The organism is Streptomyces sp. SID13666, from assembly GCF_010548325.1.
Lineage (GTDB): Bacteria > Actinomycetota > Actinomycetes > Streptomycetales > Streptomycetaceae > Actinacidiphila > Actinacidiphila fildesensis.
Window position 1 is genome coordinate 25,426 of the sequence record NZ_JAAGLX010000017.1, and the last position, 25,907, is coordinate 51,332.

At 71.9% G+C, this 25,907-nt stretch carries 21 protein-coding genes and 1 pseudogene; 15 read left to right on the plus strand and 7 right to left on the minus strand.

Annotated elements, in window-relative coordinates; translation table 11 throughout:
* Positions 1-85 precede the first annotated feature (85 nt).
* From G3I60_RS22085 to G3I60_RS46850, 6 genes and pseudogenes are all read left to right on the plus strand, one after another.
* A complete protein-coding gene (locus G3I60_RS22085; RefSeq protein ID WP_138357685.1) occupies positions 86-1,570 on the plus strand; it encodes an aldehyde dehydrogenase in 1,485 nt (494 codons plus the stop codon).
* Positions 1,570-1,803 carry a ferredoxin gene (locus G3I60_RS22090; protein WP_138357684.1) on the plus strand — a complete coding sequence of 78 codons (234 nt, stop codon included), beginning with the start codon at positions 1,570-1,572 and terminating at the stop codon, positions 1,801-1,803. The genes G3I60_RS22085 and G3I60_RS22090 overlap by 1 nt, the downstream gene beginning before the upstream one ends.
* A 165-nt stretch (positions 1,804-1,968) precedes the next feature.
* The gene (gene lanKC / locus G3I60_RS22095; RefSeq protein WP_164296707.1) at positions 1,969-4,590 is read left to right on the plus strand and encodes a class III lanthionine synthetase LanKC; all 2,622 of its coding nucleotides are present in this window, start codon (positions 1,969-1,971) and stop codon (positions 4,588-4,590) included.
* A 16-nt stretch (positions 4,591-4,606) separates the two neighbouring features.
* Positions 4,607-4,744: a SapB/AmfS family lanthipeptide gene (locus G3I60_RS22100; RefSeq protein WP_164296709.1), complete on the plus strand. Its 138-nt coding sequence runs from the start codon at positions 4,607-4,609 to the stop codon at positions 4,742-4,744.
* Between the two features lie 96 nt (positions 4,745-4,840).
* Entirely contained in the window at positions 4,841-6,706 is a 1,866-nt protein-coding gene (locus G3I60_RS22105; RefSeq protein WP_164296712.1) for an ABC transporter ATP-binding protein, read from the plus strand.
* Positions 6,707-7,374: 668 nt separating this feature from the next.
* Positions 7,375-8,187, plus strand: a pseudogene (locus G3I60_RS46850) (ATP-binding cassette domain-containing protein); the annotation flags it as partial.
* Between the two features lie 270 nt (positions 8,188-8,457).
* Here G3I60_RS46850 and G3I60_RS22115 read toward each other — a convergent pair.
* Entirely contained in the window at positions 8,458-9,033 is a 576-nt protein-coding gene (locus tag G3I60_RS22115; protein ID WP_164296714.1) for a DNA-binding response regulator, read from the minus strand.
* A 278-nt stretch (positions 9,034-9,311) separates the two neighbouring features.
* Complete coding sequence (locus G3I60_RS22120) at positions 9,312-9,935, minus strand: TetR family transcriptional regulator (protein WP_164296716.1); 624 nt, start codon at positions 9,933-9,935, stop codon at positions 9,312-9,314.
* A gap of 234 nt (positions 9,936-10,169) precedes the next feature.
* Between G3I60_RS22120 and G3I60_RS22125 the strand changes: the two genes are divergently transcribed.
* From G3I60_RS22125 to G3I60_RS22135, 3 genes are read left to right on the plus strand one after another with little or no spacing between them, the layout of a single operon-like run.
* Complete coding sequence (locus G3I60_RS22125; protein WP_164296718.1) at positions 10,170-11,459, plus strand: glycosyltransferase family 4 protein; 1,290 nt, start codon at positions 10,170-10,172, stop codon at positions 11,457-11,459.
* A complete protein-coding gene (locus G3I60_RS22130; protein ID WP_138357680.1) occupies positions 11,453-12,196 on the plus strand; it encodes a class I SAM-dependent methyltransferase in 744 nt (247 codons plus the stop codon). The genes G3I60_RS22125 and G3I60_RS22130 overlap by 7 nt, the downstream gene beginning before the upstream one ends.
* Positions 12,193-13,302: a prenyltransferase gene (locus G3I60_RS22135; protein WP_138357679.1), complete on the plus strand. Its 1,110-nt coding sequence runs from the start codon at positions 12,193-12,195 to the stop codon at positions 13,300-13,302. The genes G3I60_RS22130 and G3I60_RS22135 overlap by 4 nt, the downstream gene beginning before the upstream one ends.
* 94 nt (positions 13,303-13,396) lie before the next feature.
* Here the strand turns inward: G3I60_RS22135 and G3I60_RS22140 are convergent, their stop codons facing one another.
* The gene (locus G3I60_RS22140; RefSeq protein ID WP_138357678.1) at positions 13,397-13,684 is read right to left on the minus strand and encodes a hypothetical protein; all 288 of its coding nucleotides are present in this window, start codon (positions 13,682-13,684) and stop codon (positions 13,397-13,399) included.
* 83 nt (positions 13,685-13,767) lie between these two features.
* On the opposite strand from G3I60_RS22140, the gene G3I60_RS22145 reads away from it, so the two are divergent.
* On the plus strand, positions 13,768-14,547 hold the full coding sequence (locus G3I60_RS22145) for a maleylpyruvate isomerase family mycothiol-dependent enzyme (RefSeq protein WP_138357677.1): 780 nt from the start codon (positions 13,768-13,770) through the stop codon (positions 14,545-14,547).
* Between the two features lie 117 nt (positions 14,548-14,664).
* A complete protein-coding gene (locus G3I60_RS22150) occupies positions 14,665-15,210 on the plus strand; it encodes a hypothetical protein (protein ID WP_138357676.1) in 546 nt (181 codons plus the stop codon).
* A gap of 6 nt (positions 15,211-15,216) precedes the next feature.
* On the opposite strand, the gene G3I60_RS22155 is transcribed toward G3I60_RS22150, so the two are convergent.
* From G3I60_RS22155 to G3I60_RS22170, 4 genes are all read right to left on the minus strand, one after another.
* Positions 15,217-16,227, minus strand: a complete 1,011-nt coding sequence (locus G3I60_RS22155) for an LLM class F420-dependent oxidoreductase (protein WP_138357675.1) — start codon at positions 16,225-16,227, stop codon at positions 15,217-15,219.
* 169 nt (positions 16,228-16,396) lie between these two features.
* Entirely contained in the window at positions 16,397-17,314 is a 918-nt protein-coding gene (locus tag G3I60_RS22160) for a DUF5336 domain-containing protein (RefSeq protein ID WP_164296720.1), read from the minus strand.
* 176 nt (positions 17,315-17,490) lie between these two features.
* Positions 17,491-18,492 (minus strand): N-acetylmuramoyl-L-alanine amidase, encoded by a 1,002-nt coding sequence (locus tag G3I60_RS22165; protein ID WP_343241708.1) that lies wholly within the window; start codon positions 18,490-18,492, stop codon positions 17,491-17,493.
* 67 nt (positions 18,493-18,559) lie between these two features.
* Positions 18,560-19,207 (minus strand): class I SAM-dependent methyltransferase, encoded by a 648-nt coding sequence (locus tag G3I60_RS22170; protein WP_164296722.1) that lies wholly within the window; start codon positions 19,205-19,207, stop codon positions 18,560-18,562.
* Between the two features lie 664 nt (positions 19,208-19,871).
* Here G3I60_RS22170 and G3I60_RS22175 point away from each other — a divergent pair.
* The 4 genes from G3I60_RS22175 (at position 19,872) to G3I60_RS22190 (ending at position 25,896) form a co-directional block, all read left to right on the plus strand.
* A complete protein-coding gene (locus tag G3I60_RS22175; RefSeq protein ID WP_164607648.1) occupies positions 19,872-21,998 on the plus strand; it encodes an acyl-CoA dehydrogenase in 2,127 nt (708 codons plus the stop codon).
* A 34-nt stretch (positions 21,999-22,032) separates the two neighbouring features.
* Complete coding sequence (locus G3I60_RS22180) at positions 22,033-23,235, plus strand: lipid-transfer protein (protein ID WP_164296727.1); 1,203 nt, start codon at positions 22,033-22,035, stop codon at positions 23,233-23,235.
* Between the two features lie 186 nt (positions 23,236-23,421).
* The gene (locus G3I60_RS22185; protein WP_138357854.1) at positions 23,422-24,372 is read left to right on the plus strand and encodes a hydrolase; all 951 of its coding nucleotides are present in this window, start codon (positions 23,422-23,424) and stop codon (positions 24,370-24,372) included.
* A gap of 81 nt (positions 24,373-24,453) precedes the next feature.
* On the plus strand, positions 24,454-25,896 hold the full coding sequence (locus G3I60_RS22190) for an MFS transporter (protein WP_164296751.1): 1,443 nt from the start codon (positions 24,454-24,456) through the stop codon (positions 25,894-25,896).
* The last annotated feature ends 11 nt before the right edge of the window (positions 25,897-25,907 follow it).

The window sequence follows — 25,907 nt, forward strand, 5'->3', positions numbered from 1 at the left end:
ACGAAGTCATTGCCCACTATAACTAGAACTGGTATCAGTTCTGAAACAGCGTCAGGTATGGGCCGACCCGCAGGAGGCACCAGTAATGACCGACCTCATCGAACACGGACAGCTGTTCATCGGCGGGGAGTTGGTGGACCCGCTCGGCAGCGGGACCATCGAGGTCATCTCCCCGCACACCGAGCAGGTCATCGGGCGGGTGCCGCACGCCTCCCGCGCCGACGTGGACCGCGCGGTCGCCACGGCCCGCAAGGCGTTCGACGAGGGTCCGTGGCCGCGGATGACCCTCGACGAGCGGATCGCCGTCGTCACCCGCATCAAGGACGCCATCGCCGTCCGGTACGACGAGATAGGCCGTCTCATCAGCTCGGAGAACGGCTCCCCTTACTCGTGGAGCATCCTCGCCCAGTCGCTCGGCGCGATGATGGTGTGGGACGCGGCGATCACCGTCGCCCGCGACTTCCCCTACGAGGAGCACCGCACCGGCGTCCTCGGCCCGATCCTGGTCCGCCGTGAGCCCGTCGGGGTCGTCGCGGCCGTGGTGCCGTGGAACGTCCCGCAGTTCACCGCCGCCGCCAAGCTCGCGCCCGCGCTGCTCACCGGCTGCACCGTCGTGCTGAAGCCGTCGCCGGAGACCCCGCTCGACGCGTATGTGCTGGCCGAGATCACCAAGGAGGCCGGGCTGCCCGACGGCGTGCTGTCCGTCGTGGCGGCCGACCGCGAGGTCAGCGAGTACCTGGTCGGCCACCCCGGCGTCGACAAGGTCTCGTTCACCGGCTCGGTCGGGGCCGGCCGGCGGGTGATGGAGGTCGCGTCCCGCAATCTCACCCGCGTCACGCTGGAACTGGGCGGCAAGTCCGCCGCCGTCATCCTCCCGGACGTGGACCTGGACACCGCCGTCCCCGGCATCACCTCGGCCGCCTGGATGAACAACGGCCAGGCGTGCGTGGCCCAGACCCGGATCCTGGCGCCGCGCTCCCGCTACGACGAGATCGCCGAGCGCTTCGCGGCGGCCGCCTCCGCGCTGGTCGTCGGCGACCCGCTCGACCCGGCCACCGAGGTCGGCCCGCTGGTCGCCAAGCGCCAGCAGCAGCGCTCGTTCGACTACATCAAGATCGGTCAGGAGGAGGGCGCGAAGGTCCTGACCGGCGGCGGCCGGCCGGCCGGTCTTGACACCGGCTGGTACGTGGAGCCGACGCTCTTCGGCGATGTCAGCAACTCCATGCGGATCGCCCGCGAGGAGATCTTCGGCCCGGTCATCTGTCTGCTCCCGTACGACGACGAGGCCGAGGCGCTGCGGATCGCCAACGACTCCGACTTCGGGCTGTCCGGCAGCGTCTGGACCGCCGACGTCGAGCACGGCATCGACATCGCCCGCCAGGTCCGCACCGGCACGTACTCGGTGAACACCTTCAGCCTCGACATGCTCGGCCCGTTCGGCGGCTACAAGAACTCCGGCGTGGGCCGGGAGTTCGGCCCCGAGGGCTTCGGCGAGTACCTGGAGCACAAGATGATCCACCTGCCGGCCGGATACCAGGCGCCGGCCGGTACGGCGGGGGCGGAGGGCTGATGGGCGACCGCTGGCACATCGAGGTGGACCGCACGGTCTGCATCGGCTCCGGCATGTGCGTCAACGCGGCCCCGGACGGCTTCACCCTCGACGGCGCCCGGCAGTCCCACCCCGCCGCCGCCGAGTCCGACGCCTCGGAACAGGTGCTGGCGGCGGCCGAAGGGTGCCCGGTGGAGGCGATCACGCTCACCCTGCTCGCCACCGGCGAGCCGGTCTTCCCGCCCGAGGAGTAACGGAACAGCTGTCCCGCCGCAGGTCAGGACACCTCCTGACCTGCGGCTGCGCACCCGTGCATTACGCACATATGCGTTCTGCACGGGTGTTTCGTTACGGACGCGACTGTTCCCCGTTTCGGCCACGTGAAAATCTCAGCACCTCGAGGCCGGAGGGGGAGAGTCATGGACAAGCGGTACGAGGTCTTCTGCCTAGTCGACAGGTATTTCTACGAGACCCCGGACCGCTTGTCCACGGGCTCCGGTCCCGACAAGGGATCCGGTGCGTCGCTCTACGAGCCGGCCCAGCGCCCGGTTCCCGAGGGCTGGCGCACCGGACGCTCCGGTGACTGGCTGCACTTCACGCCGGTGGACGACACCAGCGTCCCCAGACCCGGATCGCCCCCGCAGGGGTGGAAGATCCACGTCTCCGCGTGTCTGGAAAACGCCGAGAAGACCATCGCCAAGGTCTGGGACCACTGCGTCCCGCGCGGCATACCGTTCAAGTTCGTACCCGGCCCCTACGCCCTGCACCTGCGCAACTCCAAGTACGCGGGGCGGGCCTCCAGTGGCAAGTGCATCACCATCTACCCGTCGGGTGAAGAGCAGTTGCACACGATCCTCCGCGAGCTGGAGGACCTGCTCGGCGGCGAGGCCGGCCCGTACATCCTCAGCGACCTGCGCTGGAACCAGGGACCGCTCTACGTCCGCTACGGCGGATTCGCCCAGCGGTACTGCGTGGACGCCTCGGGCGTGCTGGTCTCCGCGGTCGAGGACGCCGACGGGGTGCTCGTACCGGACCGCCGGGAGCCGGCCTTCCACGTCCCGCCGTGGGTGACGCTGCCCGCGTTCCTCCAGCCGCATCTGGACGCCCGCAACGCCACGACCACCAACGACCTCCCGTACCGCATCGAGAGCGCGCTGCACTTCTCCAACGGCGGCGGTGTCTACACCGGTCAGGACGTGCGGACCGGCGAGAAGGTCGTCCTCAAGGAGGCCAGGCCGTACGCCGGGCTGGCCGCCGACGGGGCCGACGCCGTCGCCCGGCTGGAGCGCGAGAAGACCGCCCTGGAACGGCTGTCGGGGCTGGGCATCGCCCCCGAGGTCCGCGACTGGTTCGTCCTGGGCGACCACCGCTTCCTGGTGATGGACTTCCTGGAGGGCCGTACCCTCAACTCGTTCTTCGCCCAGCGCCATCCGCTGATCTCCGTCGATCCCGACCCTTCGGCGGTCGCCGACTACACCGACTGGGCGCTGGGCATCCACGCGGCGGTCGAGGAGGCCGTCGCCGCCGTGCACAGCCGCGGTGTGGTCTTCAACGACCTGCACATGTTCAACATCATGGTCGGGCCCGACGAACGGTCCGTCTCACTGCTGGACTTCGAGGCCGCCGCGCACATCGACGAGCACACCCGCCAGGCCCTGGCCCACCCCGGCTTCATCGCCCCGGCGGACCGCAGGGGCTTCGAGGTGGACCGGTACGCGCTCGCCTGTCTGCGGCTGGCGCTGTTCCTGCCGATGACGACGCTGCTGGTGGTGGACCGCGACAAGGCCGTACACCTGGCGGACGTGATCGCCGAACAGTTCCCGGTGCCCAGGGAGTTCCTCGACGAGGCCGTCGAGACCATCACCGGAACCGGCCCCGCCACCCGCCGCCGCACCCGGTACGTACCGGTGGAGCCGGCCGACTGGCCGCGCAGCCGCGACTCGATGGTCGCCGCGATCCTCGCCTCGGCGACCCCGGAACGCGACGACCGGCTGTTCCCCGGCGACGTCGCCCAGTTCTCCGACGGCGGCGGGATCGGGCTGGCGCACGGCGCCGCCGGTGTCCTGTACGCCCTCGCCGAGACCGGCGCCGAGCGGTACGAAGCCGGTGAGGAATGGTTACTGCGCCACACCGACCCGCCGCCGCCCGGCACCCTGCTCGGCCTCTACGACGGTCTGCTCGGCACCGCGTTCGTCCTCGACCGGCTGGGCCACACCCCGCGCGCGCTCGATCTGACCGAGCGCGTGCTGGGCGAGAAGTGGCAGCGCCTGGTGCCCGACCTGTACGGCGGTCTCGCCGGCGTGGGCCTGGCCCTTGAGCACCTGTCCAGGACCACCGGCGAGAGCGGACTGCGGGACCAGGCCGTGGAAGCGGCCCAGTTGCTCGCCGACCGGCTGGCCGGCGAGCCCGGCACCCACACCGGGCTGCTGCGCGGCGCCACCGGCTCCGCCCTGCTCTTCCTGCGCCTGTACGAGCGGACCGGCGCGCCCGAGCTGCTCGACCTCGCCGCGACCGCGCTGCGCCAGGACCTCGCCAAGTGCGGCCAGGACCGGGAGGGCACCTGGCTCGTCAACGAGGGCTTCCGCACCATGCCGTATCTCGGAGCGGGCAGCGTCGGCATCGGCATGGTCCTCGACGACTATCTCGCGCACCGCCCCGACGAGGAGTTCGAACGGGCGCGGACCGGGATCCTGCCCGCCGCGAGATCGCGCTACTACGCGCAGCCCGGGCTGTTCAACGGACGGGCCGGCATGATCCTGCACCTCGGCCGCACCACGGCCCCGGACGCGGCCCCCGGCCACCTCGCCGCCCAGATCGCCGCACTCTCCTGGTACGCGATGCCCTATCAGGGCCATCTTGCCTTCCCCGGCGACCAGATGATGCGGCTCTCCATGGACCTCAACACCGGAACGGCCGGCTGCCTGCTCGCGCTCGGCGCGGCACTGGGCGAACAGCCCGCGGCCCTCCCGTTCCTCCCGCCGCTCACGCGGCCCCTGAGCAGCCCCTTCACCGGGGCTGGAACAACAACCCCGTCCCCATGATCGAAAGGACTACACCATGGCACTTCTCGACCTTCAGAGCCTGGAAATCCCGCAGGGCCACGGCGGTGGCGGCGGTGGCGGCGGCGACCTCAGCACCGCGAGCCTCCTCCTCTGCGACACCAACAGCCACGGCAGCGTTCTTCTCTGCCTGTGACACCAGTAGGTAGTTGAGCACGGACACGGTCCCGGGCGGCCTCATGCCGCCCGGGACCGTACCCGTCACCGCGCACGAGGTGAGGACCTCCACCACATGGCGACCTCCTCCGGTACGGAGACCAGCGGGGCCACCGGGACATCCACCGCCGCCGCCACCGGATCCACGCCCGCCACCGGATCCGCCGGGCCCGTCGCGGCCGAGGCCGACCGGCTGCTGCGCGCGGCGGTCCGGCACAGCGCGGGCCGCAGCGCCGCGCTCTGTCTCTGCACCACCGCCTCGGCGTTCATCGGGCTGGCCCTGCCGGCCGCCCTCGGCCGGACCCTGGACCTGCTGCTCAGCCGCGACAGCGGCCCGCAGGCCACCCACTGGATCCTGCTGTGCACCGCCCTCACCTGCGTACTCGTCCTCCTCGACGCCGTCGACGGGCTGATCACCGGCGTCACCAACGCCCGCGGCACCGCCTGGGTACGCGGCAGGATGCTGCGCCACGTACTGGCCACCGGACCGCGCGCCACCTCCCGCTTCCCGTCCGGCGACCTGGTCGCCCGGCTGATCGGGAACGCCGCGCACGCCGGTACCGCCCCGGCCGCGCTCGCCACGCTGCTCGCCACCGTGATCACCCCGGTCGGCGGCCTCGTCGCGCTCGCCCTCATCGACCCCTGGCTCGCCGTCGCGTTCCTCGCCGGGCTGCCGGTACTCGCCCTGACCCTGCGGGCCTTCGTCCGGCGCGCCACCGACAGCGTCGCGCGCTACCAGACCGCCCAGGGCGAGATCGCGGGCCGGCTCGTCGAAGCCCTCGGCGGCGCCCGCACCATCGCCGCCGCCGCGACCACCGAACGCGAGATCGCCCGGGTCCTGGAGCCGCTGCCGGAACTGCGCCGCCAGGGGCTGCGGATGTGGCAGGTCCAGGGCCGCTCCAACGCCCAGGCCGCCATCATCGTCCCGCTGCTGCAGATCGCCGTCCTCGCGGCCGGCGGGCTCCGGGTCTCCCAGGGTCACTTGAGCGTCGGTGACCTGCTGGCGGCCTCGCGGTACGCCGTGCTCGCCACCGCGCTCGGCATGGCCGTGGGCCAGATCAACGGCCTGGTGCGCAGTCGCACCGCAGCCCGGCGGCTCGCCGAGCTGCTCGCCGAACCGGCCACCGCCTACGGGACGGAACGCCTCCCGGCCGGCGGCACGGGACGGCTCGAACTGCGCGGCATCACCGCCGTACGCGGCGGCCGCGCCGTCCTGGACGACCTCGATCTGACGCTGCCCGGCGGCACGTCGGTGGCCCTCGTCGGACGGTCCGGCACCGGCAAGTCCGTGCTGGCCGCGATCGCCGGGCGGCTCGCCGACCCGGACCGGGGAACCGTGGCGCTCGACGGCGTTCCGCTCTCCGGCCTCTCCCACGACGAACTGCGCGGCGCCGTCGGCTACGCCTTCGAACGGCCCGCGCTGCTGGGCGGCACCATCGGCGGCACCATCGCCTTCGGCGTCCCCGAGCCCGCCGGGATCGCGGTCACCGAGGCCGCCCGCACCGCCTGCGCCGACAGCTTCATCCGGCTCCTGCCGGAGGGTTACGCCACCCCCTGCGGTGACGCGTTCCTGTCCGGCGGAGAGTCGCAGCGGCTGGGCCTCGCCCGCGCCTTCGCCCACCCGGGCCGGCTGCTGATCCTCGACGACGCGACGTCCAGTCTCGACACGGTCACCGAGTTCCGGGTCACGGCCGCCCTGCTGAGCCCCACCCCCGACCGCTCCCGGCTGATCGTGGCGCACCGCGCCTCCACCGCCGCCCGCGCCGATCTCGTCGCCTGGCTCGACGACGGCCGCATCCGCGCCATCGCCCCGCACGACCACCTCTGGCGGCTGCCGGAGTACCGGGCGGTGTTCCACGCCCCGACCGATCCCGAACCCGTTGCCGATCCCGATCCTCGACGCGATCGGGAAGGGGCGGCGGAGGAGGCGGGATCGTGGTGACGCGGCGGGGCGGCCGGGCTCCTTCCGGCCTGCGGGCCGAGGGGATCCGCTTCCTGCGGCGGCGGCCGCGGGTGGTCTGCGCGCTCCTCGGGTGGTCGGTGCTGGAGGCCGTCGAGACGTTCCTGACCGGATTCGCTCTGGCGCGGGCCCTGGACGACGGGTTCCTCGCCGGGCGCGCCGGGGTGGGTCTCGGCTGGCTGGGGCTGGCCGCGCTGGCCGTGGCGGCGGGTGCGTTCGGGACCGGCCGGGTCTACCGCGCGGTCGCGGCCCTGGTGGAACCGTTGCGCGACGGCCTGGTGCGGCGGGTGGTGGCCCGCGGCCTGGACGACGCCGTACGCGACCCGCACGGCGCGGACACCGCGGTCGTCTCGCGGCTGACCCAACAGGTCGAGATCGCCCGCGACACGTTCGCCGGTCTGGTGATGGTGTCGCGGTCGTTCCTGTTCACCGTCGCGGGCGCCCTCATCGGGCTGCTCTCGCTGGCACCCGTCCTGCTGCTCGTCGTCGTACCGCCGCTGTTCGTGGGGCTCGGGCTCTTCTGCCTGACGCTGCGGCCGATGAACCGCCGCCAGGCGGCCTTCCTCACCGCGAACGAGGACGTGGCCGAGAGCCTGGGCGCGATGGCCGCCGGACTCCGCGACATCGCCGCCTGCGGCGCGGAGGAGCGGATGACGGCGGAGGCCGCGCAGCGGATCGACACCGAATTCCGCGCGTCACGGGTCCTCGCCCGCTGGGGAGTGCTGCGCGCGCTGGCCCTGGGCGTCGGCGGCCGGCTCCCCGTCGTCCTGCTGCTCGCCTCGGCGCCGTGGCTGCTGGGCAGAGGGGTGACCGCGGGCGCGCTGGTCGGCGCCCTCGCCTACCTCACCCAGTCGCTGCTGCCCGCACTGCAGGCTCTGACCCAGGGGCTGGGCACGGCCGGCTCGCGCTTCGTCGTCGTCCTCGGCCGCCTGGTACCGCAGACCGCCGCACCGGACCCGGAGGACGGAGCGCCCGTCGGGGATGCGCCCGTGTCTGCCCCCAGGGATGTACCCACCGCCCCCGCCGTGGAGTTGCGCGGTGTCACCTTCGCCTACGGGGAACTGGCCGAGCCGGTGGTCCGGGAGCTGGACCTCGTGGTGCCGCGCGGCTGCCATCTGGCGGTCGTCGGGCCGAGCGGGATCGGCAAGTCGACCCTCGCGGGGCTCATCGGGGGGCTGCTGCACCCGGGTGCGGGTGTGGTGGAACTCGGTGGCCGGCCGCTGCGGGAGCGGCCGGCCACCGAACTGCCGGGGATGCGGGTGCTGATCCCGCAGGAGGCGTACGTCTTCGCCGGAAGCGTCCGCGACAACCTGTCCTACCTGTGCCCGGGTCCCGAGCCGGTCCCCGACAGCCGGCTGTGCGCGGCGGCCGGGGCCGTCGGGATGTCGGAACTGCTGGACCGGATGGGCGGGTTGGACGGCATCGCCGAGCCGGGCACGTTGTCCCAGGGGGAGCGGCAGCTGCTGGCGCTGACCCGCGTGTATCTGTCGCCCGCGCCGCTGGTGCTGCTGGACGAGGCGACCTGCTATCTCGACCCGGCGGCGGAGGCCCGTGCGGAACGGGCCTTCGCGCTCCGCCCCGGCGGCGGAGCGCTGATCGTGATCGCGCACCGCATCAGCTCGGCGCGGCGCGCGGACCAGGTGCTGGTCATGGACGGCACGCATACGGTCTGCGGCGGCCACGAGGAGCTCCTGGAGCGGTCCGCGCTCTACCGGGACCTGGTCGGGAACTGGTCAGAGCCAGCCGGCCACCCGGGATATTCGTATGGCGTCGACCCGGTTCCGGGCGCCCGTCTTGCGGGTGATCGCGGCCATGTAGTTGCGCACGGTGCCGTTGCACAGGTGCAGGACGCGGGCGATCTCGCCGATGGACGCGCCCTCGGCGGCGAGTGACAGCACGCTCAACTCGCGGGGGGTCAGCGGAATGTCGGCGGCCTGCAGGAAATCAAAAGCGAGCGAATTGTCGACGAAACGTTCCCCCGTAGCGACTCTCCTGATCCCGCGGACCAGTTCCTCCGGCGGTGCGTCCTTGTTGACGAACCCCAGCGCACGCGCCTGCGACGCGCGGCGCAGCAGACCCGGGCGGCTCGCGGTGGCCAGGACGAGCAGGGCACATTCCTGGCCGACCGCGTAGTCCTGTAACTCCGTCAGTTGGGCCACGTTGCCGTGTTCGGCACCAGGACACTCGACGTCGACCACACACACTTGAGGCCGTAACGACCGAGCGCGTCTCGGTGCGTTGCGCCATGGCGTGGCCACCACCTCGATGTCGTGTTCCCTGCCCAGCAGCGCCGCGAGCGCGGATCGCATCAGCCATGTGTCATGTACTAGTAAAACCCGGATCACATTTGCCCCTTCGAGAACCCCGTGGACCGGACCGTGCGAGCAACCCCATTCGTACCCGCGAAGTCGTCAGGGATGGCCCCGCAATCCGGCCAAGGAGATGCACGGAGGCGCATTCCGTGCGCCCATGTGCCCCCCGCACGCTGGGAATGTGCGTGCGACAGGGGCCACCTGGGGGTGCCTCCGGCACATCCCCCCGGCCGGTATCGCCAGGTCCCGGGCGTGCCGTTCCTGAGGCGCCTTTTTCAGCCGCTCCGCTCCGGCGCCGTCAGGTCGATCAGCCGGCACACGGTTTCGATGTCTATCTTCACCTGCGCGATGGAGGCGCGGCCGGAGAGCCAGGTCACCAGGGCCGAGTGCCAGGTGTGCTCGATCACCCGGACCGCGGAGAGCTGGTCGGCGGTGGGCGGGCCGTCCAGGCCCATCGCGTCCAGGATGATCGCGGTGGTGAGCCGGGAGACGGTGTCGACCTCGGGGCTCACGGAACGGTCGGCGAACGTCAGGGCGCGCACCATCGCGTCGGCCAGATGCGGTTCGCGCTGCATCGCGCGGAAGGCGCGCATCAGCGTCTCGGCGACCCGGTCGGCCGGCTCGGCGGTGACCGGCGGACGCTTGCGCAGCGTCTCGTGCATCTGGCCGAGCTGGTCCTGCATGGTGGCGACCAGCAGATGGATCTTGGACGGGAAGTAGCGGTAGAGCGTGCCGAGCGCGACGCCCGAGTTCTCGGCGACCTCACGCATCTGCACCGCGTCGAAACCGCCGCGGCAGGCGAGCTGCGCGCTGGCGTGCAGGATGCGACGGCGGCGCGCCTCCTGACGTTCGGTCAGCAGGGGCGACGACGGAGTCGGCGGCTTGGGTTCTGTTGTCATATGTCCCATTCCGTGACATTCCATCCGTAATCCGCGGTCACCGTGGCACTGCGTTGCATGATGGCAGGACAGATGTCGTGGTGCGAATCACCTGGTCCGCCTCATTCGGGGCCGTGCCGCTGCCGGTAGATTCGGTTCTGAACGTTCGAGTCTGAAACTTGTTCTAGATTAGCGCGACCGGTTACGCTCCGGCGGAAGTGAGTGAGAAGGGGGCCGGGAGTGACCGTTGAGGCCATGCCACTACGGATCGCGCTGCTCACCTACAAGGGGAACCCCTTCTGCGGGGGCCAGGGCGTCTACGTACGCCATCTCTCCCGTGAGCTCGCCCGGCTCGGCCACACCGTCGAGGTGATCGGCGCCCAGCCCTATCCGGTGCTCGACGCCGTCGGTGCCGGAGTGACCCTCACCGAGCTGCCCAGCCTGGACCTGTACCGGCAGCCGGACCCGTTCCGCAATCCCCGGCTCGGCGAGTACCGCGACTGGATCGACGCGGTCGAGGTCGGCACGATGTGGACCGGTGGCTTCCCCGAGCCGCTGACGTTCTCGCTGCGCGCCCGGCGCCACTTGGCGGCCCGGCGCGGCGAGTTCGACGTGATCCACGACAACCAGACGCTCGGCTACGGGCTGCTCGGGCTCGGCACCCCGCTGGTCACCACGATCCACCACCCGATCACCGTCGACCGGCGGCTGGACCTGGCCGCGGCGCCCGACTGGAAGCGCCGGCTGTCGGTGCGCCGCTGGTACGGCTTCACCCAGATGCAGAAGCGCGTCGCGCGCCGGCTGCCGTCCGTGCTGACCGTCTCCGGCTCCTCCCGCGCCGAGATCGTGGAGGACCTGGGGGTGCGGGAGGACCGCGTCCACGTCGTCCACATCGGCGCCGACACCCGGCTCTTCTCGCCGGACGCCACGGTGCCCGAGATCCCCGGCCGCATCGTCACCACCTCCAGCGCCGATGTGCCGCTGAAGGGCCTGGTCCACCTCGTCGAAGCGCTCGCCAAGCTCCGCGCGGAGCGACCCGACGCGCATCTCGTCGTCGTCGGCAAGCGCGCCGAGGACGGGCCGGTCGCCGCCGCCATCACCCGGTTCGGCCTCGAAGGCGCCATCGACTTCGTCAAGGGCATCACCGACGCCGAACTCGTCGACCTCATCCGCGGTGCCGAGGTCGCCTGCGTTCCCTCGCTCTACGAAGGCTTCTCGCTGCCCGCCGCCGAGGCGATGGCCACCGGCACCCCGCTGGTCGCCACCACCGGAGGCGCGATCCCCGAGGTCGCCGGGACCGACGGCGAGACCTGTCTCGCCGTACCGCCCGGTGACGCCGGCGCGCTCGCCACCGCCCTGGGCCGGCTGCTCGGGGACGCGGACCTCCGGCGCCGCCTCGGCGTGGCCGGCCGGCAGCGCGTCCTCAGCCGCTTCACCTGGGAACAGGCCGCCATCGGCACGGCCGAGCACTACCGAGCGGCGATCGCCGCCCAGTCCGCCGCCCCCGCCCCGACCCACCGGACGAAAGCAGAGGCTCCGTGCTGACCGTCGACTTCTCCCGTTTCCCGCTCGCCCCTGGCGACCGGGTCCTCGACCTGGGCTGCGGCGCCGGAAGGCACGCCTTCGAGTGCTACCGGCGCGGCGCCAATGTCGTCGCCCTGGACCGCAACGGCGACGAGATCCGCGAGGTCGCCAAATGGTTCGCGGCGATGAAGGCGGAGGGCGAGGCCCCGGCCGGCGCGTCCGCCGTCGCGATGGAGGGTGACGCGCTCCAACTGCCGTTCCCCGACGACAGCTTCGACGTCGTGATCATCTCCGAGGTCATGGAGCACATCCCGGACGACAAGGGCGTACTCGCCGAGATGGTGCGGGTGCTGCGGCCCGGCGGCCGGATAGCGATCACGGTGCCGCGCTTCGGCCCGGAGAAGATCTGCTGGGCGCTCTCCGACGCCTACCACGAGGTCGAGGGCGGCCACATCCGCATCTACCGGGGCGACGAACTGCTCGGCAAGATGCGCGAGGCCGGCCTCCAGCCCTACGGCACCCACCACGCACACGGACTGCACTCCCCGTACTGGTGGATCAAGTGCGCCGTCGGCGTCGACAACGACAAGGCCCTGCCGGTGAAGCTGTACCACAAGCTCCTGGTCTGGGACATCATGAAGAAGCCGCTGGCCACCAAGGTCGCCGAGCAGGCCCTCAACCCGCTGATCGGCAAGAGCTTCGTGGCCTACGCCACCAAGCCGCACACCCCCGTGCTGGATGCGCGGGTGGACGCGTGACGAGTCCGGGGCGCACCGAACACCTCGTCCTGCCCGGAGTCCTCACCGCCGAGCAGGCCGAACTGACCGTGGCCGGCATCTCCGCGATCCAGCGGGCCGACGGCGCCATACCGTGGTTCACCGGCGGGCACCTCGACCCGTGGGACCACGTCGAGGCGGCCATGGCCCTGGACGCGGCGGGCGAACACGGCCGCGCCGAGGCCGCGTACCGCTGGCTCGCCGACCGGCAGAACACCGACGGCTCCTGGTACGCGTCCTACTCGTACGCCGGAGACGTACCCGGCGCGGACGCGGCCGTCGCGCCGGGCGAGCCCCTCGACCGGACCCGCGAGACCAACTTCGTCGCGTACGTGGCCGTGGGCATCTGGCACCACTACCTGTCCACCGGCGACGACGCCTTCCTGGAACGGCTGTGGCCGACCCTCTACGCCGCCGTGGAGTTCGTGCTCGCGCTCCAGCTGCCCGGCGGCCAGATCGCCTGGAAGCGCGACGACGACGGCGGCTTCCCCGAAGAGGCGCTGCTCACCGGCTCGTCCTCGATCTACCAGGCGCTGCGCTGCGCGCTGGCCGTCGCGGACTACCGCGAGGAGCCGCAGCCCGACTGGGAGCTGGCGACCGGCCTGCTCGGCCACGCTGTGCTGCACCACCCCGAGCGCTTCCTCGACAAGGGGCGCTTCTCCATGGACTGGTACTACCCGGTCCTCGGTACCGCGCTGCGTGGCCCGGCCGCCAAGGAACGCATCGAGGCGCTCTGGGAGACCTTCGTGGTGCCCGGCCTCGGGGTCCGCTGCGTCTCGGACCGGCCCTGGGTCACCGGCGGGGAGAGCGCGGAACTCGCCCTCGCCCTGTGGGCGATGGGCGAGTCCGACCGCGCTGTGGAGATCCTCGCCGACATCCAGCACCTGCGCACCGGGGACGACGGGATGTACTGGACGGGCTACGTCTACGACGACGACGCCGTCTGGCCGGAGGAACGTACTTCCTGGACGGCCGGCGCACTGCTGCTCGCGGTGGCCGCGCTCGGGGGGGACGAGGCGACCACCGCGGTCTTCGGGGGCGAGCGGCTCCCGATCGGCCTGGCTCCGGACGACGCGGGCTGCTGCTAGGACCGTACGGCCGTGCTGTCAGGAGACCTTGCCGCCAGGGCGTGGCCGGGCCCTGGCGGCCTGCCGTTCGGCCGGTTTCTTCCGTGCTGCCGGATCAGGCCCGATTCACCCGGCCGGCCACGGCATGGCCGATGACCAGGTAGACCACGGCCGGCAGGCCGTAGTTCAGCACGGTGCGGAGTTTGTCCGAATCCATGGTGAACAGGTCGAGGGACCAGCCCGCGAGCCAATTCGCCGAATTGTGGATCCAGTTGACCAGGTCGTTGGCCTTGTTGGCGTCGAGCAGATACATGAGTATCCACAGGATCAGGATCAGGGCCGCGACATCTGCGACGATCAGAATGATCGCCGCTGCGGGATTGCCTCGGTAGCGTCTGGACATGACCCTCGCCTTGCCCCGTTAGGCTGGTTGAAACTGCTGGTGGAAAATCCTTTCGATATGAAGTAGACGAGGGATGGCGGCGCATGGCCTGGCTGGAGCACGAGGCGTACTGCACGGCGATCGTCGAGGAGACCGCCCGGCTGCGTGACACACTCCGCGGTTCCGACCCCGGCGCCAAGGTGCCGACCTGCCCGGGCTGGACCCTGCACGAACTGGCGGCCCACGTCGGCCAGGCGCACCGCTGGGCGGAGACGATCGTCGGCACCAGGGCCGAGAAGTACCTCCCGGAGAACCAGGTGCCGGACTACGAGGCACCCGCCGGCGAGAAGCTCGACAGCTGGCTGGCCGAGGGCGCCGAGCGGTTCGCCGCCACGCTGCGCGAGTCCGGCCCCGAACTGCCGGTCTGGACCTGGGCGCGGCCGCAGCAAGCCGGCTTCTGGGCCCGCCGGATGGTCCTGGAAACCCTGGTGCACCGGGCGGACGCCGCGCTGGCCACCTGGAGCGAGTACCACGCGCCGGCCGAGCTGGCCGCCGACGCGATCGACGAGTGGCTGGAGATCATCACCGATCCGTTCGCCGTCGAGCAGACCCCGGAGCTCGCGGAACTGCGCGGCCACGGACAGACCCTGCACCTGCACGCCACCGACAGCCCGGCCGGACTGGTCGCCGAATGGGTGATCGAACGCGGCCCGGAATCCGTCACCTGGCGGCGCGAGCACGCCAAGGGCGACGTGGCGCTGCGCGCTCCCCTCACCGACCTGCTGCTCGCCTTCTACCGGCGGCTGCCGCTGGACAGCGACCGCGTGCAGGTGCTCGGCGACCGCGAGCTGCTGGACCACTGGCTGGCCCGTACGGCGTTCTGAACGGCCTGGACGGCCGCCGATGATCCGTGCGGCGGTTCCGGCGGCCCGAGTGGCGGGGGTGTGCCGGCCGGGTGATCCTGCGAGGACGTGTGCCCCGTACGTCCTCGGAGGTCGACCGTGCCGAACGGCATCCCCTTGCGCCGCCTGCTGACCGCGCTGCTGCTCTGCGGCGCGCTCCTCACCGCGACGACCGCGTGCAACGACAAGGCGAAGACCGAGGTGTCCGGCAGCCCGACGGCCTCGACCACGGCCGAGAAGCAGAAGCTCGCCAAGACCCGCTTCGTCGCGAACGCCGGGCTCGCGGCGGGCGCCACCTATCAGTGGATCATCAAGCCGTACCGCGCCGGGACGTTCAAGAAGGGCGCGGACGGCCGGACGTTCGCCCTGGTCAAGGCGGGTCTGGCCGGGGCGTTCGCCTACAACCGGCTCAAAGCCGCGGCGGACAACGCCAAGGGCGACCCCACGCTCTCCAAACTGGTGGCCCCGCTGACCGCAGGCATCGACGCCCTCAAGGACCTGCCCAGCAAGCTGCGCAAGGGCGATTCGACGGACGACGTGGTCAGCACGTTCCAGAAGACGATCGACGGGGTGAAGGAGGCGGGCAAGCAGGCGGGCGCCGAGGTCAAGGACCAGATCCCGTCGGCAGGTCAGCTAGGGGGCTAGGTTCCGCTAGCTGTTCAACTCGGCGAGCACACGGAGCGTGTCCGGATCGGGCGCGGTCACCAGCAGGTCGGTGACCGGCCCCGACCGCCACAGCTCCAGCCGCTCCGCGATCCGCTCCCGCGGCCCGACCAGCGAGATCTCGTCGGCGAAGGCATCCGGGACGGCCAGCACCGCCTCCTCCCGGCGCCCGTCCAGGAAGAGCCGCTGGATGTGGCGCGCCTCCTCCTCGTACCCCATCCGGGCCATCAGGTCGGCATGGAAGTTCTTCGCCTGGGCGCCCATCCCGCCGATGTAGAAGCCGAGCATCGCCTTGACCGGCAGCAGCCCCTCGGCCACGTCGTCGCACACCTGGGCCCGTACCAGGGGCGCGACCATGAAGTCCTTGGGAGCCTCGGCCAGCGACAGCTCATAGACATCGGTACGCATCGGCGACCAGTACAGCGGCATCCAGCCGTCCGCGATGCGGGTCGTCTGGGCGATGTTCTTCGGACCCTCGGCGCCGAGCAGGATCGGCAGATCGGCCCGGAGCGGATGGGTGATCGGCTTGAGCGCCTTGCCGAGCCCCGTACCGTCCTCGCCGGAGTACGGATGACTGTGGAACCGCCCGGCGAGCTCGACCGGCCCCTCCCGCCGGAAGACCTGCCGCAGAACGTCCACGTACTCGCGGGTCGCGGTCAACGGGCTCTTCGGGAACGGCCGCCCGTACCACCCCTCGACCACCTGCGGCCCGGACAGCCCGAGCCCCAGCATCATCCGGCCACCGGACAGATGGTCCAGGGTGAGCGCGTGCATCGCGGTGGCGGTGGGGGAGCGGGCAGCCATCTGCGCGATGCCCGTCCCCAGCTTGATCCGCGACGTGTGCGCCGCGATCCAGGTCAGCGGGGTGAAAGCGTCCGACCCCCACGCCTCGGCGGTCCACACGGAGTCGTACCCGAGGCGCTCGGCCTCCTGCGCGAGTTCCACATCACGCGCACGGGGCCCACGCCCCCAATAGCCGAGTGCCAGCCCGAGCCTCATGGCGCCGCCCCTTCACCCCATCTGACGATGCGTCAGATCAGGACTGTACGGCACGGACAGGGACGGCGAAAGACGCGTGAGCCCCCACCCGGAATCCGGGCGGGGGCTCATAAAGCACGACGAGGGACGGCCACCTCGCATCCGCAGATGCTGCCGTCAGCCGTGAACGTCAGCCGCGCTGAATACCGCTCGTGTCCTGCAGCACGCCACGTCGGCCGTCCTGGGTCTGCGCGATCAGCGCCGCACCCCGCTGCTCCACCGCCAGGTACCACGTACCCGGCGCCAGCTCGGCGATCGGCGTCGGCGAACCGTCCTCCGCGAACAGCGGACGCGGCACCGGCACCGCGAACCAGAACGCCGTGAAGTCCGAGGAACCGGACTGCGGCGGCTGGCCCTGCGCCGGCTGCTGGGACTGCGGAGCCGGGGCGGGAGCCGGGGCCTGGCCGCCGAAGGCGTGCGGCTGGGGCTGCGGCTGTCCGCCGAACGACGGGTCGGGCGCCGGAGCACCGGGGTAGCCGTAGCCACCCGGCTGCGGCATACCCGGCTGCGGCATGCCCGGCTGGCCAAGACCCGGCTGCGGCGCACCGTAGGGCGCGCCACCGTACGGCTGCGGCTGCTTCGGGGCGCCCATGAGCGGGGCCTGCAGCGCCGGAATGCGGGACGACAGCACGGCGACGACCGCGAGCGCGATGCCGAAGACGAGCGTCAGCCAAGCGCCGACGCCCTTGCTGACGCCGTCGTTGTTGGCGCCGCCACCGAGGTCCGGGATGACGGTGGAGAACGCCGACCACAGCGCCGACCAGCCGACGAAGACCGCCAGCGCGGTGCCCCACTGCTCCAGGGTCAGCCCAGCCACCTGACGGCCCGCGGGCACCATCGCCCGGCCGGCGACGATCAGGCCCGCGGCCGCCAGTGCGGCGAGGGTCACGGTCGGCAGCAGCGGGAACAGTGCCGCGCTCCATGTGCTGACCGTCTTGTCGGAGCCTGCGCTATCGAAGGAGAAGAACGGCAGGAACGAAGCGATCAGCAGCAGCGCCGCTGCTCCGATCACCGCGCCGTCTCCTCGGGACAGGGAGCGGATGTTCACGTAAGGTCCTTTGTCGGTCTCGGTGTCTTCGTCGCTGTCGCCGGTACGCGCAGCGCTCTCTGCCAGTTCAGGGGCGAGGCGCGGGGAGTGGCCCCCTATCGTAAGGGTGTGGTCCGCAAGCGGTGAGCCGGGTGCGGCAACTGGTGCGCAATCGGCGCCGAATGGCTACCGGTTGGTCACCTCTTCCCTTGGAGGAAAGCCGTAATACCGTCAGCGATGCCCTCCGCCGCACGCTGCCGCCACTTCGGATCGGTGAACTTCGCCGCGTCCTGCGCGTCCCGCATGTTGCCGCACTCGATGAGCACTTTGGGGACGGTCGAGAGATTGAGCCCGCCCAGATCGCTGCGGGCCATCAGCCCCGTGCCGTCCGCCAGATAGTTCGCGGGTGCCGAGCCCGTGTCGGTCGCGAAGTGCGACTTCAGTGCCGCACCGAGCAGACCGGACGGCGCCACGATGGGCCGGGTGTCGGCGGCCCCCACGTGCAGGGACGCCGGGGTGATCACATGGAATCCGCGATTCCCCGCCGCCGAGCCGTCCCCGTGAACGGAGACGGCCGCATCCGCGTGCGCCTCGTTGCCGATCCGCGCCCGCTCGTCGATGCACGGTCCGAACGACCGGTCGCCGTCCTGCGTCAGCCGCACCTTCGCCCCGCGCTCGGCGAGCAGGGTGCGGACCCGCCGGGAGACATCGAGGCTGAACGACGCTTCGGCGTATCCACTGTTGGTGGACGTGCCGGTCGTATCGCATTCCTTGCGAGTCGTCCCGATATCGACGAGCCGGTTGATGTCCGCGGTGTGGTTGACGTTGTTCGTGTTGTGCCCCGGGTCGATGACGACGGTCTTCCCGCTGAGCGGGAGTGCGGCGGCCGGGGCGGCGGGCGTCCCCTTCGTGGGGGACGTACCGGACGCCTTCCGCTGCGGATCCGTCGACGACGGTTGTCCCGACGTCCCTGACGTCCGCGACGTCGGGGACCCGGCCTTGCCGTCCGTCTGCTCGCTCGGGTCCGCCAGGGCCGACGTCGACGGCAGGGGCAGCACCCGCTGGGCCCCGTCGTCGCCGCCCGGCCCGTGCATCGACTGGTACACGAGCCAGCCCGCGAAGCAGGTGGGCACCAACGCGGCCACGGAAATGACCACGGCGCCGGTCCTGCCGCTCATCCTCGACTCGTCGCTGAACACGCTTCCGATGCTATCGGCCGCCGGCGGCGGCCGTCCCGGATCCCCGTTTCGGGTCCCCGTCTCCGTCTCAGATCCCGGTGCCGGTGCGCCGCAGGACGCGCAGCGAACGCGTCACGGACACCTCCGTGAACGCTCCGGAGTCCAGCGCCCGCCGGTACACCCGGTACGGCGCCTGGCCGCCGTCCGCGGGGTCCGGGAACACGTCGTGCACGACGAGCACGCCGTCCGGCGCCACGTGCGGGGCCCAGCCCTCGTAGTCCGCGGTGGCGTGCTCGTCGGTGTGACCGCCGTCGATGAAGACCAGGGCGAGGGGCTTGCCCCAGGTCGCCGCGACCCGGGGGGAGCGGCCGGCGATGGCGATGACGTCGTCCTCGAAGCCGGCCGCGTGCAGGGTCCTTCGGAAGGTCGGGAGGGTGTCCATCAGGCCGACCTCGGGGTCGACGAGGTCCTTGTCGTGGTACTCCCAGCCGGGCTGCTGCTCTTCGCTGCCGCGGTGGTGGTCGACGGTGACGGCCACGGTGCGGGCCGCTCGGGCCGCGGCGGCGAGCAGGATGGTGGAGCGACCGCAGTACGTCCCCACTTCGAGGAGGGGCAGCCCGGGGAGGCGCGCGGCGGCGTCGGTGGCGGCGTCGTGGAGCGCGAGCCCTTCGTCGAGCGGCATGAACCCCTTGGCGGCCTCGAAGGCGGCTTGGACGCGGGGGTCGGGGTGGGCCATGAGCTGCCGCCTTCGGGTAGGTGTTCGGTCGCGTCCGGGCATCCTGCCAGGTGGGTTGGGGGGTACGGGGGCCGGGTCCTCCGGGGGAGGGCTCCGGAATCGTATATTTGCGGTCCCCCAACCTTCGGCCGGGGGTGCCCCAGCGGCTCACAAATAGCTCGGCAGCATTTCGGACCCCTCCCCCTGCGGCCCCGTCCCCCTCCCGTCCAGGCGGCGGGGGTGTCTGCCCGGACCATCCCATCGGCGGGCCGCGTACCCCCGGCGGGGGACGGGGCGGGTGGGCGAACGCGCCGCAGGCGCAGCGGTGCCGCGGGCGCTGACGTACCGGCCCCCGCCGGAGGCAGCGCGGCTCGCCGCAGGCGCAACGGCGGCCGGGTGTCGGCGCAGGTCCCGCGGGTCGCGGGAAAGGGCGGGCGGGGGGCGAACGCGCCGCAGGCGCAGCGGGCCTGCTCGTTGCCGACCCCTCGGCGTGCCCCGCAGGCAAGGCGGAAAGGGCGGAAGGGTGGGAAAGCCCGCCGCAGGCGCAGCGGTGCTGCGGGCGCTCGTGCACCTGTACCCCCCGCCGGAGGCGTGTGCCGCGGGTGGGCTTCCGGCTGAACCTCGCCGGAGGCGAAGCCGTTTCTGACCTTCCGTCAGAATGGAACACGTTCTAGTATCCGTCCGCATGGGCATCGGAATCACCGAAGAGCACCACGAGTTGGCGGCAGCCACCCGCGGGTGGGCGGGGCGCGCTGTTCCCCCCGAAGCCGTGCGCGCAGCGCTGGAGGTGGGCCCGGGCGCGGGGGCGCCCGTGTGGTGGGGGGAGGTGGCCGCGCAGGGGTTGTCGGGGGTGCATCTGCCGGAGGAGTTCGGCGGGGGCGGCGGCGGGCTGCTGGATCTGGCGGTCGTGCTGGAGGAGCTCGGGGCGGTCTGTCTGCCGGGGCCGTTCCTGCCCACCGTGCTGGCGGCAGCCGTACTGGCGCGGGCCGCGGAGGGCAAGGCGCTGCTACCCGGGCTGGCGGACGGCAGCAGGATCGCGGCGGTCGCGCTGGGCGCGGGGTCGATGACGGCCGAGCCGTCGGAGGGCGGCGGGTACGTACTGGACGGCACCGCTCCGCCGGTGCTCGGTGGGGCGGAGGCCGGCCTGATCCTCCTGCGGGCCGGTGCGGTGTGGATGGCGGTGGACGCCGCGGCGCTGGACGTGCGGGAGAAACCCGGTGCCGATCCGACGCGGCGCACCGCCGAGGTGGTCGCGCGGCGGGTGGTGGTGCCGCCCGAGCGGGTGCTGGGGATCGAGCCCGGGTCGGTGGAGGATCTGGCCCGGGTGCTGTTCGCCGCCGAGGCGTGCGGGATCGCGGGCTGGGCGCTGCGTACGGCCACCGAGTACGCGAAGGTGCGTGAGCAGTTCGGGCGGCCCATCGGGCAGTTCCAGGCGGTGAAGCACGCGTGTGCGGAGATGCTCGTACGGGTCGAGCAGGCGCGGGCGCTGACCTGGGACGCGGCGCGTGACGTACTGCCGCTGACGGCCGCGATGGCGGCGGCGGCCGCGGTCGAGGCGGCCTTCGGCTGCGCCAAGGACTGCATCCAGATCCTGGGCGGCATCGGCTTCACCTGGGAGCACGACGCGCATCTGTATCTGCGGCGGGCCACCGCCGTGCGGCAGTTGCTCGGGGCGGGGCACACCTACCGGCTGCGGGTGGCGGAGCTGGCGGAGGAGGGGGTCCGGCGGGAGCTGCGGCTCGATCTGCCTGAGGAAGCGGAGACCTACCGGGAGCGGGCGCGGGCGGTGGTGGCGGCAGCCGCGGGGCTCGATCCGGCCGCGGCGCGCGAGGCGCTGGCTCCCACCGGGTACGCGGCGCCGTATCTGCCGGCGCCGTACGGGCTGGGCGCCGGGCCCGTGCAGCAGTTGGCGGTGCAGCTGGAGCTGCGGGCGGCCGGGGTGAAGGTGAGCGATCTGGGGATCGCCACCTGGGTGGTGCCGTCCCTGATCGCGCACGGCAGCCAGGAGCAGCGGGACCGCTATGTGCCGCGCACGCTGCGCGGCGAGGCGCTGTGGTGCCAGCTGTTCTCGGAGCCGGGCGCGGGGTCCGACCTGGCGTCGCTGCGGACCCGGGCGGAGCGGCTGCCGGACGGCCGGTGGAAGGTCAACGGGCAGAAGGTGTGGACGTCGGCCGCCCAGTGGTCGGACTTCGGGATCCTGCTGGCCAGGACGGATCCGGCGGCGCCCAAGCACAAGGGCCTGACGTACTTCGTGGTGGACATGAAGAACACGCCCGGTATCGACATCCGGCCGCTGAAGGAGATCACCGGCGACTCGTTGTTCAACGAGGTGTACTTCGACGATGTCGTGCTGCCCGGCGACGCGGTCGTCGGGGAGGTGGACGGCGGCTGGCGGGTGGCCCGCAACACGCTCGGCAACGAGCGGGTGCACATGGCGGACCAGGTGGCCTTCGACACCGGTCTCGAGGCGCTGATCGGGCGGGCCGGCGCGGCGGGCGAGGTGGTGCGCGACCGGCCCGGCGGGCTGCTCGTCGAGGCGCACGCGCTGGCCTGCATCGGCCTGCGGACCACGTTGCAGCAGGTCTCGGGCCTGGAGCCGGGCGCCGGTGCCTCGGTGCGCAAGCTCGTCCAGACCCCGCACCAGCAGCGCATCGCCGAGCTGGCGCTGGAACTGCTCGGCCCGGAGGGCGTCACGGACGAACGCGCCCTGCACGGATTCCTGATGGCGCGCTGCCTGACCATCGCGGGCGGTACCACGCAGGTGCAGCTCAATGTCGTCGCCGAGCGGATCCTCGGCCTCCCCCGTGACTGAACCCGTGACTGAACCCGTGACTGAAGGAGAACGCATGACCAGCAAGGTCTTCGTCGTCGGCGTCGGCATGACGAAGTTCGAGAAGCCCGAGACCCGTGACTGGCAGTACTGGGACATGGCGAAGGAGGCGGGGACCGCGGCCCTGGCCGACGCCGGGATTTCGTACGACCTCGTGGAACAGGTACCGGTCGGGTACTGCTACCAGGCGTCCACGGCGGGCCAGCGGGCGGTGTACGAGCTGGGGCTCAGCGGGGTGCCGGTCTACAACGTCAACAACAACTGCGCCACGGGTTCCACCGCGCTGATGATGGCCCGGCAGTTCGTGGCGGGCGGTCTCAACGACTGCGTGCTGGCGCTCGGCTTCGAGAAGATGACCAAGGGCGCCCTGGGTGCCGGTTCCAGCGGCGGTGACTTCGCGACCTCGCCGGTCGCCCGGCACTACGGGGTGATGGCGGCGAAGCACGGCTTCGAGATGACCCCGCCGACCGCCCAGATCTTCGGCAACGCCGCGCGGGAGCACATGGAGCGCTACGGCACGACGGCGGAGCAGCTGGCGGGGGTCGGCGCGAAGAACCACGGGCACTCGGCGAACAACCCCAACGCCCAGTTCCAGGACGTGTACACCGTCGAGGAGATCCTGGCCGCCAGGACCATCCACTCCCCGCTGACCAAGCTGCAGTGCTCGCCGACCTCGGACGGCGCGGCCGCCGCGGTGGTGGTCTCGGAGCGCTTCGTGCGCGAGCACGGGCTGGAGGACCGGGCCGTGGAGATCGCCGGCCAGGCGATGACCACGGACACCGGCGAGAGCTTCTCGTCGGGCTCGTGCATCGATGTGGTGGGCAAGCCGATGTCGCGGGCGGCGGCGCACGCGGTCTACGAGGAGTCCGGGCTGGGGATCGAGGATGTCGACGTCATCGAGCTCCATGACTGCTTCTCCATCAACGAGTTGCTGACGTACGAGGCGCTCGGCATGTGCGGCGAGGGGGAGTCCGGCAAGCTCATCGGCGACGGGGCCACCACGTACGGCGGGCGCTGGGTCGTCAATCCGTCCGGCGGTCTGATCTCGAAGGGCCATCCGCTCGGCGCCACCGGGCTGGCCCAGGCCGCCGAACTGGTCTGGCAGCTGCGGGGCGAGGCGGGACCGCGGCAGGTCGAAGGGGCCCGGGCCGGCCTCGCGCACAACATCGGGCTGGGCGGCGCCGCGGTCGTCACCCTGCTGCGGCGGCCCGCCGGCTGACCGTTCCGGGTGCCGTCGGCGGGTGCGGTCGGATGCGCGGATGGGGCGCGTGGGGCCGTTGTTGGGGGCGATCGTGGCATGTACCGTTCAATGGTGCGTTGCCCGGTCGTTCCCCACACGACGTTCTACGCGCGCAGACTTGGCGACCGCACGACCTCTCCCACCCCCCCCACGGAGGTACGCCGGATGCTTGTACGCAGCAGTTCCCGACGCCGCATCACCAGCGCTCTCGCCGTTCTCGGCGCCCTCGTCGCGGGCACCGCCGTCCAGACGGCGACCGCGCACGGCGCCCACGCGGCCACCCCCCACCGCGTCCTGTTCGACAACGCCCACGCCGAGACGGCCGGCAACGCCGACTGGATCATCGGCACCAGCCAGCCCGACCCGCTGGGCCAGAACTCCGCGCCCAAGACCGACAAGGACTGGACCGGCGCCCTCTCGTCCTGGGGCGTGGCGCTCCAGAAGACCGGTGGCTACTCGCTCAAGACGCTGCCGTCGGGCGGGAGGATCACCTACGGGACGTCCGCCGCGACGGACCTGGCGAACTTCGACACCTTCGTGCTGCCGGAGCCCAACATCCTGCTCACCGCGGCGGAGAAGACCGCGGTGATGACCTTCGTGAAGAACGGTGGCGGGCTCTTCCTGATCTCGGACCACAACGGTTCCGACCGCAACAACGACGGTGCCGACTCGCCCAAGATCATCAACGATCTGATGTCCAACAACACCGTCGACAGCACCGACCCGTTCGGCTTCTCCGTCGACAAGCTCAGCATCAGCTCCGACCACCCGGCGGCGATCAACGACAGCGCCAACCCGGTGCTCAACGGAACCTTCGGCAAGGTGACCAAGAGCCTGATCGCCAGCGGCACCACCTTCACGCTCAAGCCGTCCGACAACCCCGCCGTCAAGGGCCTGCTCTGGCGCACCGGTTACAGCCCCACCGGCACCACCGGAGCCTTCTTCGCCACCAGTACCTTCGGCAGCGGCCGGGTCGCGGTCTGGGGCGACAGCTCCCCGATCGACGACGGCACCGGCCAGTCCGGCAACACCCTCTACGACGGCTGGAACGACTCCACCGCCACCAACGCGGCCCTGGCCCTGAACGCCACCGCGTGGCTCTCCCGGGCCAGCTGACCGGCTGACCGGCAGCCGCCCCGGGCCTGAGCCGCGCAAACCCGGTGCGCGAAGGGCGGCCGGGAGGGGACCATGGCCGACATGAGTGAACTGGCTGAACGGAAATGGCAGTCGAGCCGCCGACAGCGGGCCGCCGCGCCCGCCTGGGCGGTGCTCGCGGCCGTCTGCGCCGGGCAGTTCCTCGTCGTGCTGGACGTCTCGGTGGTGAATGTCGCGCTGCCGTCCATACGGACCGGCCTCGGACTCCACGAGGCCGGTCTGCAATGGGTGATCAACGCCTACGCGCTGACGTTCGCGGGATTCCTGCTGCTCGGCGGCCGGGCCGCCGATCTCTTCGGCAGAAAGCGGGTCTTCCTCGCCGGGCTGCTGCTGTTCGCGGTGGCGAGCCTGGCGGGCGGGATCGCCACCGAACCGTGGCTGCTGATCGCGGCCCGCGCGGTGCAGGGCGTCGGGGCGGCCCTGCTGTCACCGACCACCCTCACGATTCTCACCGCCGCCTTCCCACCCGGTCCGGCCAGGACCCGCGCCATCGGCACCTGGAGCGCGGTCGGCGCGGCCGGCGGCGCCTCGGGCGGGCTGATCGGGGGGCTGCTCACCAACTACCTGTCCTGGCGCTGGGTGTTGCTGGTGAACGTGCCGATCGGCGTTCTCGTGCTGATCGCCGCGGTGCTGTGGCTGCCGGAGAGCCGCGGCGGCACCGTCCGCCGGCTCGACGTGCCCGGCGCGGTGCTCGTGACGGCGGGCATGGCCACCCTCGCGTACGGCATCGCGCAGACCGAATCGCACGGCTGGACCACTCCTGACTCGCTCGTACCGCTGCTCGGCGGACTGGCGGTGCTGGCCGGATTCCTCGCGGTGCAGGCGCGGACCCGGGAACCGCTGATGCCGCTCGGGCTGTTCCGGATCCACTCGGTCTCGTCCGCCAACTCCGTGCTGCTGGTGACCAGCGCCGGATCGTTCGCGATGTGGTACTTCCTGACCCTCTCCATGCAGAACGTGCTGCACTACAGCCCGTTGCGCGCCGGGCTGTGCTTCCTGCCGCACACCCTGTCGATCATCCTCGGCTCGAAGCTCGCCCCCCGGCTGATGGGCCGGTGGGGTGTCAGAACGGTCGGCGCGCTGGGCGGCGTTCTCCTGGCGGGCGGCATGGTGTGGCAGTCCCGGCTGACGCCCGACGGCACGTTCGCCGGAACGATCCTGGCGCCCGGCATCATGATGGCGCTCGGCGGCGGACTGCTGCTGACCCCCGTCGCGACCGCGGCCACCACCGGCGCCGACCCCTCCGACCAGGGCCTGGTCTCCGGTCTGCTCAACACCTCCCGCACCCTCGGCGGGGCGCTCGGCCTGACCGTCCTCGCGACCGTCGCCGCGTCGCACACCGGCTCCCGCACCGCCGCCGGCGACTCCGCGGAACAGGCCCTCGCCTCGGGTTACAGCTCGGCGTTCCTGGTCGCCTCGGGGGTGGTGCTGGTCGGCACCCTCATGATCGTCCTGCTGCCGGCCGGTGCCCGCCGCGCCGGCTGACACCGACCGAG

What these genes read in the sequence shown, in the direction of transcription:
- G3I60_RS22185 (WP_138357854.1), top strand. Translation starts at nt 23,422, where the DNA reads ATGCTTGTACGCAGCAGTTCCCGACGCCGCATCACCAGCGCTCTCGCC.
- G3I60_RS22180 (WP_164296727.1), top strand. Translation starts at nt 22,033, where the DNA reads ATGACCAGCAAGGTCTTCGTCGTCGGCGTCGGCATGACGAAGTTCGAG.
- G3I60_RS22105 (WP_164296712.1), top strand. Translation starts at nt 4,841, where the DNA reads ATGGCGACCTCCTCCGGTACGGAGACCAGCGGGGCCACCGGGACATCC.
- G3I60_RS22190 (WP_164296751.1), top strand. Translation starts at nt 24,454, where the DNA reads ATGAGTGAACTGGCTGAACGGAAATGGCAGTCGAGCCGCCGACAGCGG.
- G3I60_RS22145 (WP_138357677.1), top strand. Translation starts at nt 13,768, where the DNA reads ATGGCCTGGCTGGAGCACGAGGCGTACTGCACGGCGATCGTCGAGGAG.
- lanKC (WP_164296707.1), top strand. Translation starts at nt 1,969, where the DNA reads ATGGACAAGCGGTACGAGGTCTTCTGCCTAGTCGACAGGTATTTCTAC.
- G3I60_RS22115 (WP_164296714.1), bottom strand. Translation starts at nt 9,033, where the DNA reads ATGCGATCCGCGCTCGCGGCGCTGCTGGGCAGGGAACACGACATCGAG.
- G3I60_RS22125 (WP_164296718.1), top strand. Translation starts at nt 10,170, where the DNA reads ATGCCACTACGGATCGCGCTGCTCACCTACAAGGGGAACCCCTTCTGC.
- G3I60_RS22140 (WP_138357678.1), bottom strand. Translation starts at nt 13,684, where the DNA reads ATGTCCAGACGCTACCGAGGCAATCCCGCAGCGGCGATCATTCTGATC.
- G3I60_RS22090 (WP_138357684.1), top strand. Translation starts at nt 1,570, where the DNA reads ATGGGCGACCGCTGGCACATCGAGGTGGACCGCACGGTCTGCATCGGC.
- G3I60_RS22120 (WP_164296716.1), bottom strand. Translation starts at nt 9,935, where the DNA reads ATGACAACAGAACCCAAGCCGCCGACTCCGTCGTCGCCCCTGCTGACC.
- G3I60_RS22175 (WP_164607648.1), top strand. Translation starts at nt 19,872, where the DNA reads ATGGGCATCGGAATCACCGAAGAGCACCACGAGTTGGCGGCAGCCACC.
- G3I60_RS22155 (WP_138357675.1), bottom strand. Translation starts at nt 16,227, where the DNA reads ATGAGGCTCGGGCTGGCACTCGGCTATTGGGGGCGTGGGCCCCGTGCG.
- G3I60_RS22085 (WP_138357685.1), top strand. Translation starts at nt 86, where the DNA reads ATGACCGACCTCATCGAACACGGACAGCTGTTCATCGGCGGGGAGTTG.
- G3I60_RS22100 (WP_164296709.1), top strand. Translation starts at nt 4,607, where the DNA reads ATGGCACTTCTCGACCTTCAGAGCCTGGAAATCCCGCAGGGCCACGGC.
- G3I60_RS22170 (WP_164296722.1), bottom strand. Translation starts at nt 19,207, where the DNA reads ATGGCCCACCCCGACCCCCGCGTCCAAGCCGCCTTCGAGGCCGCCAAG.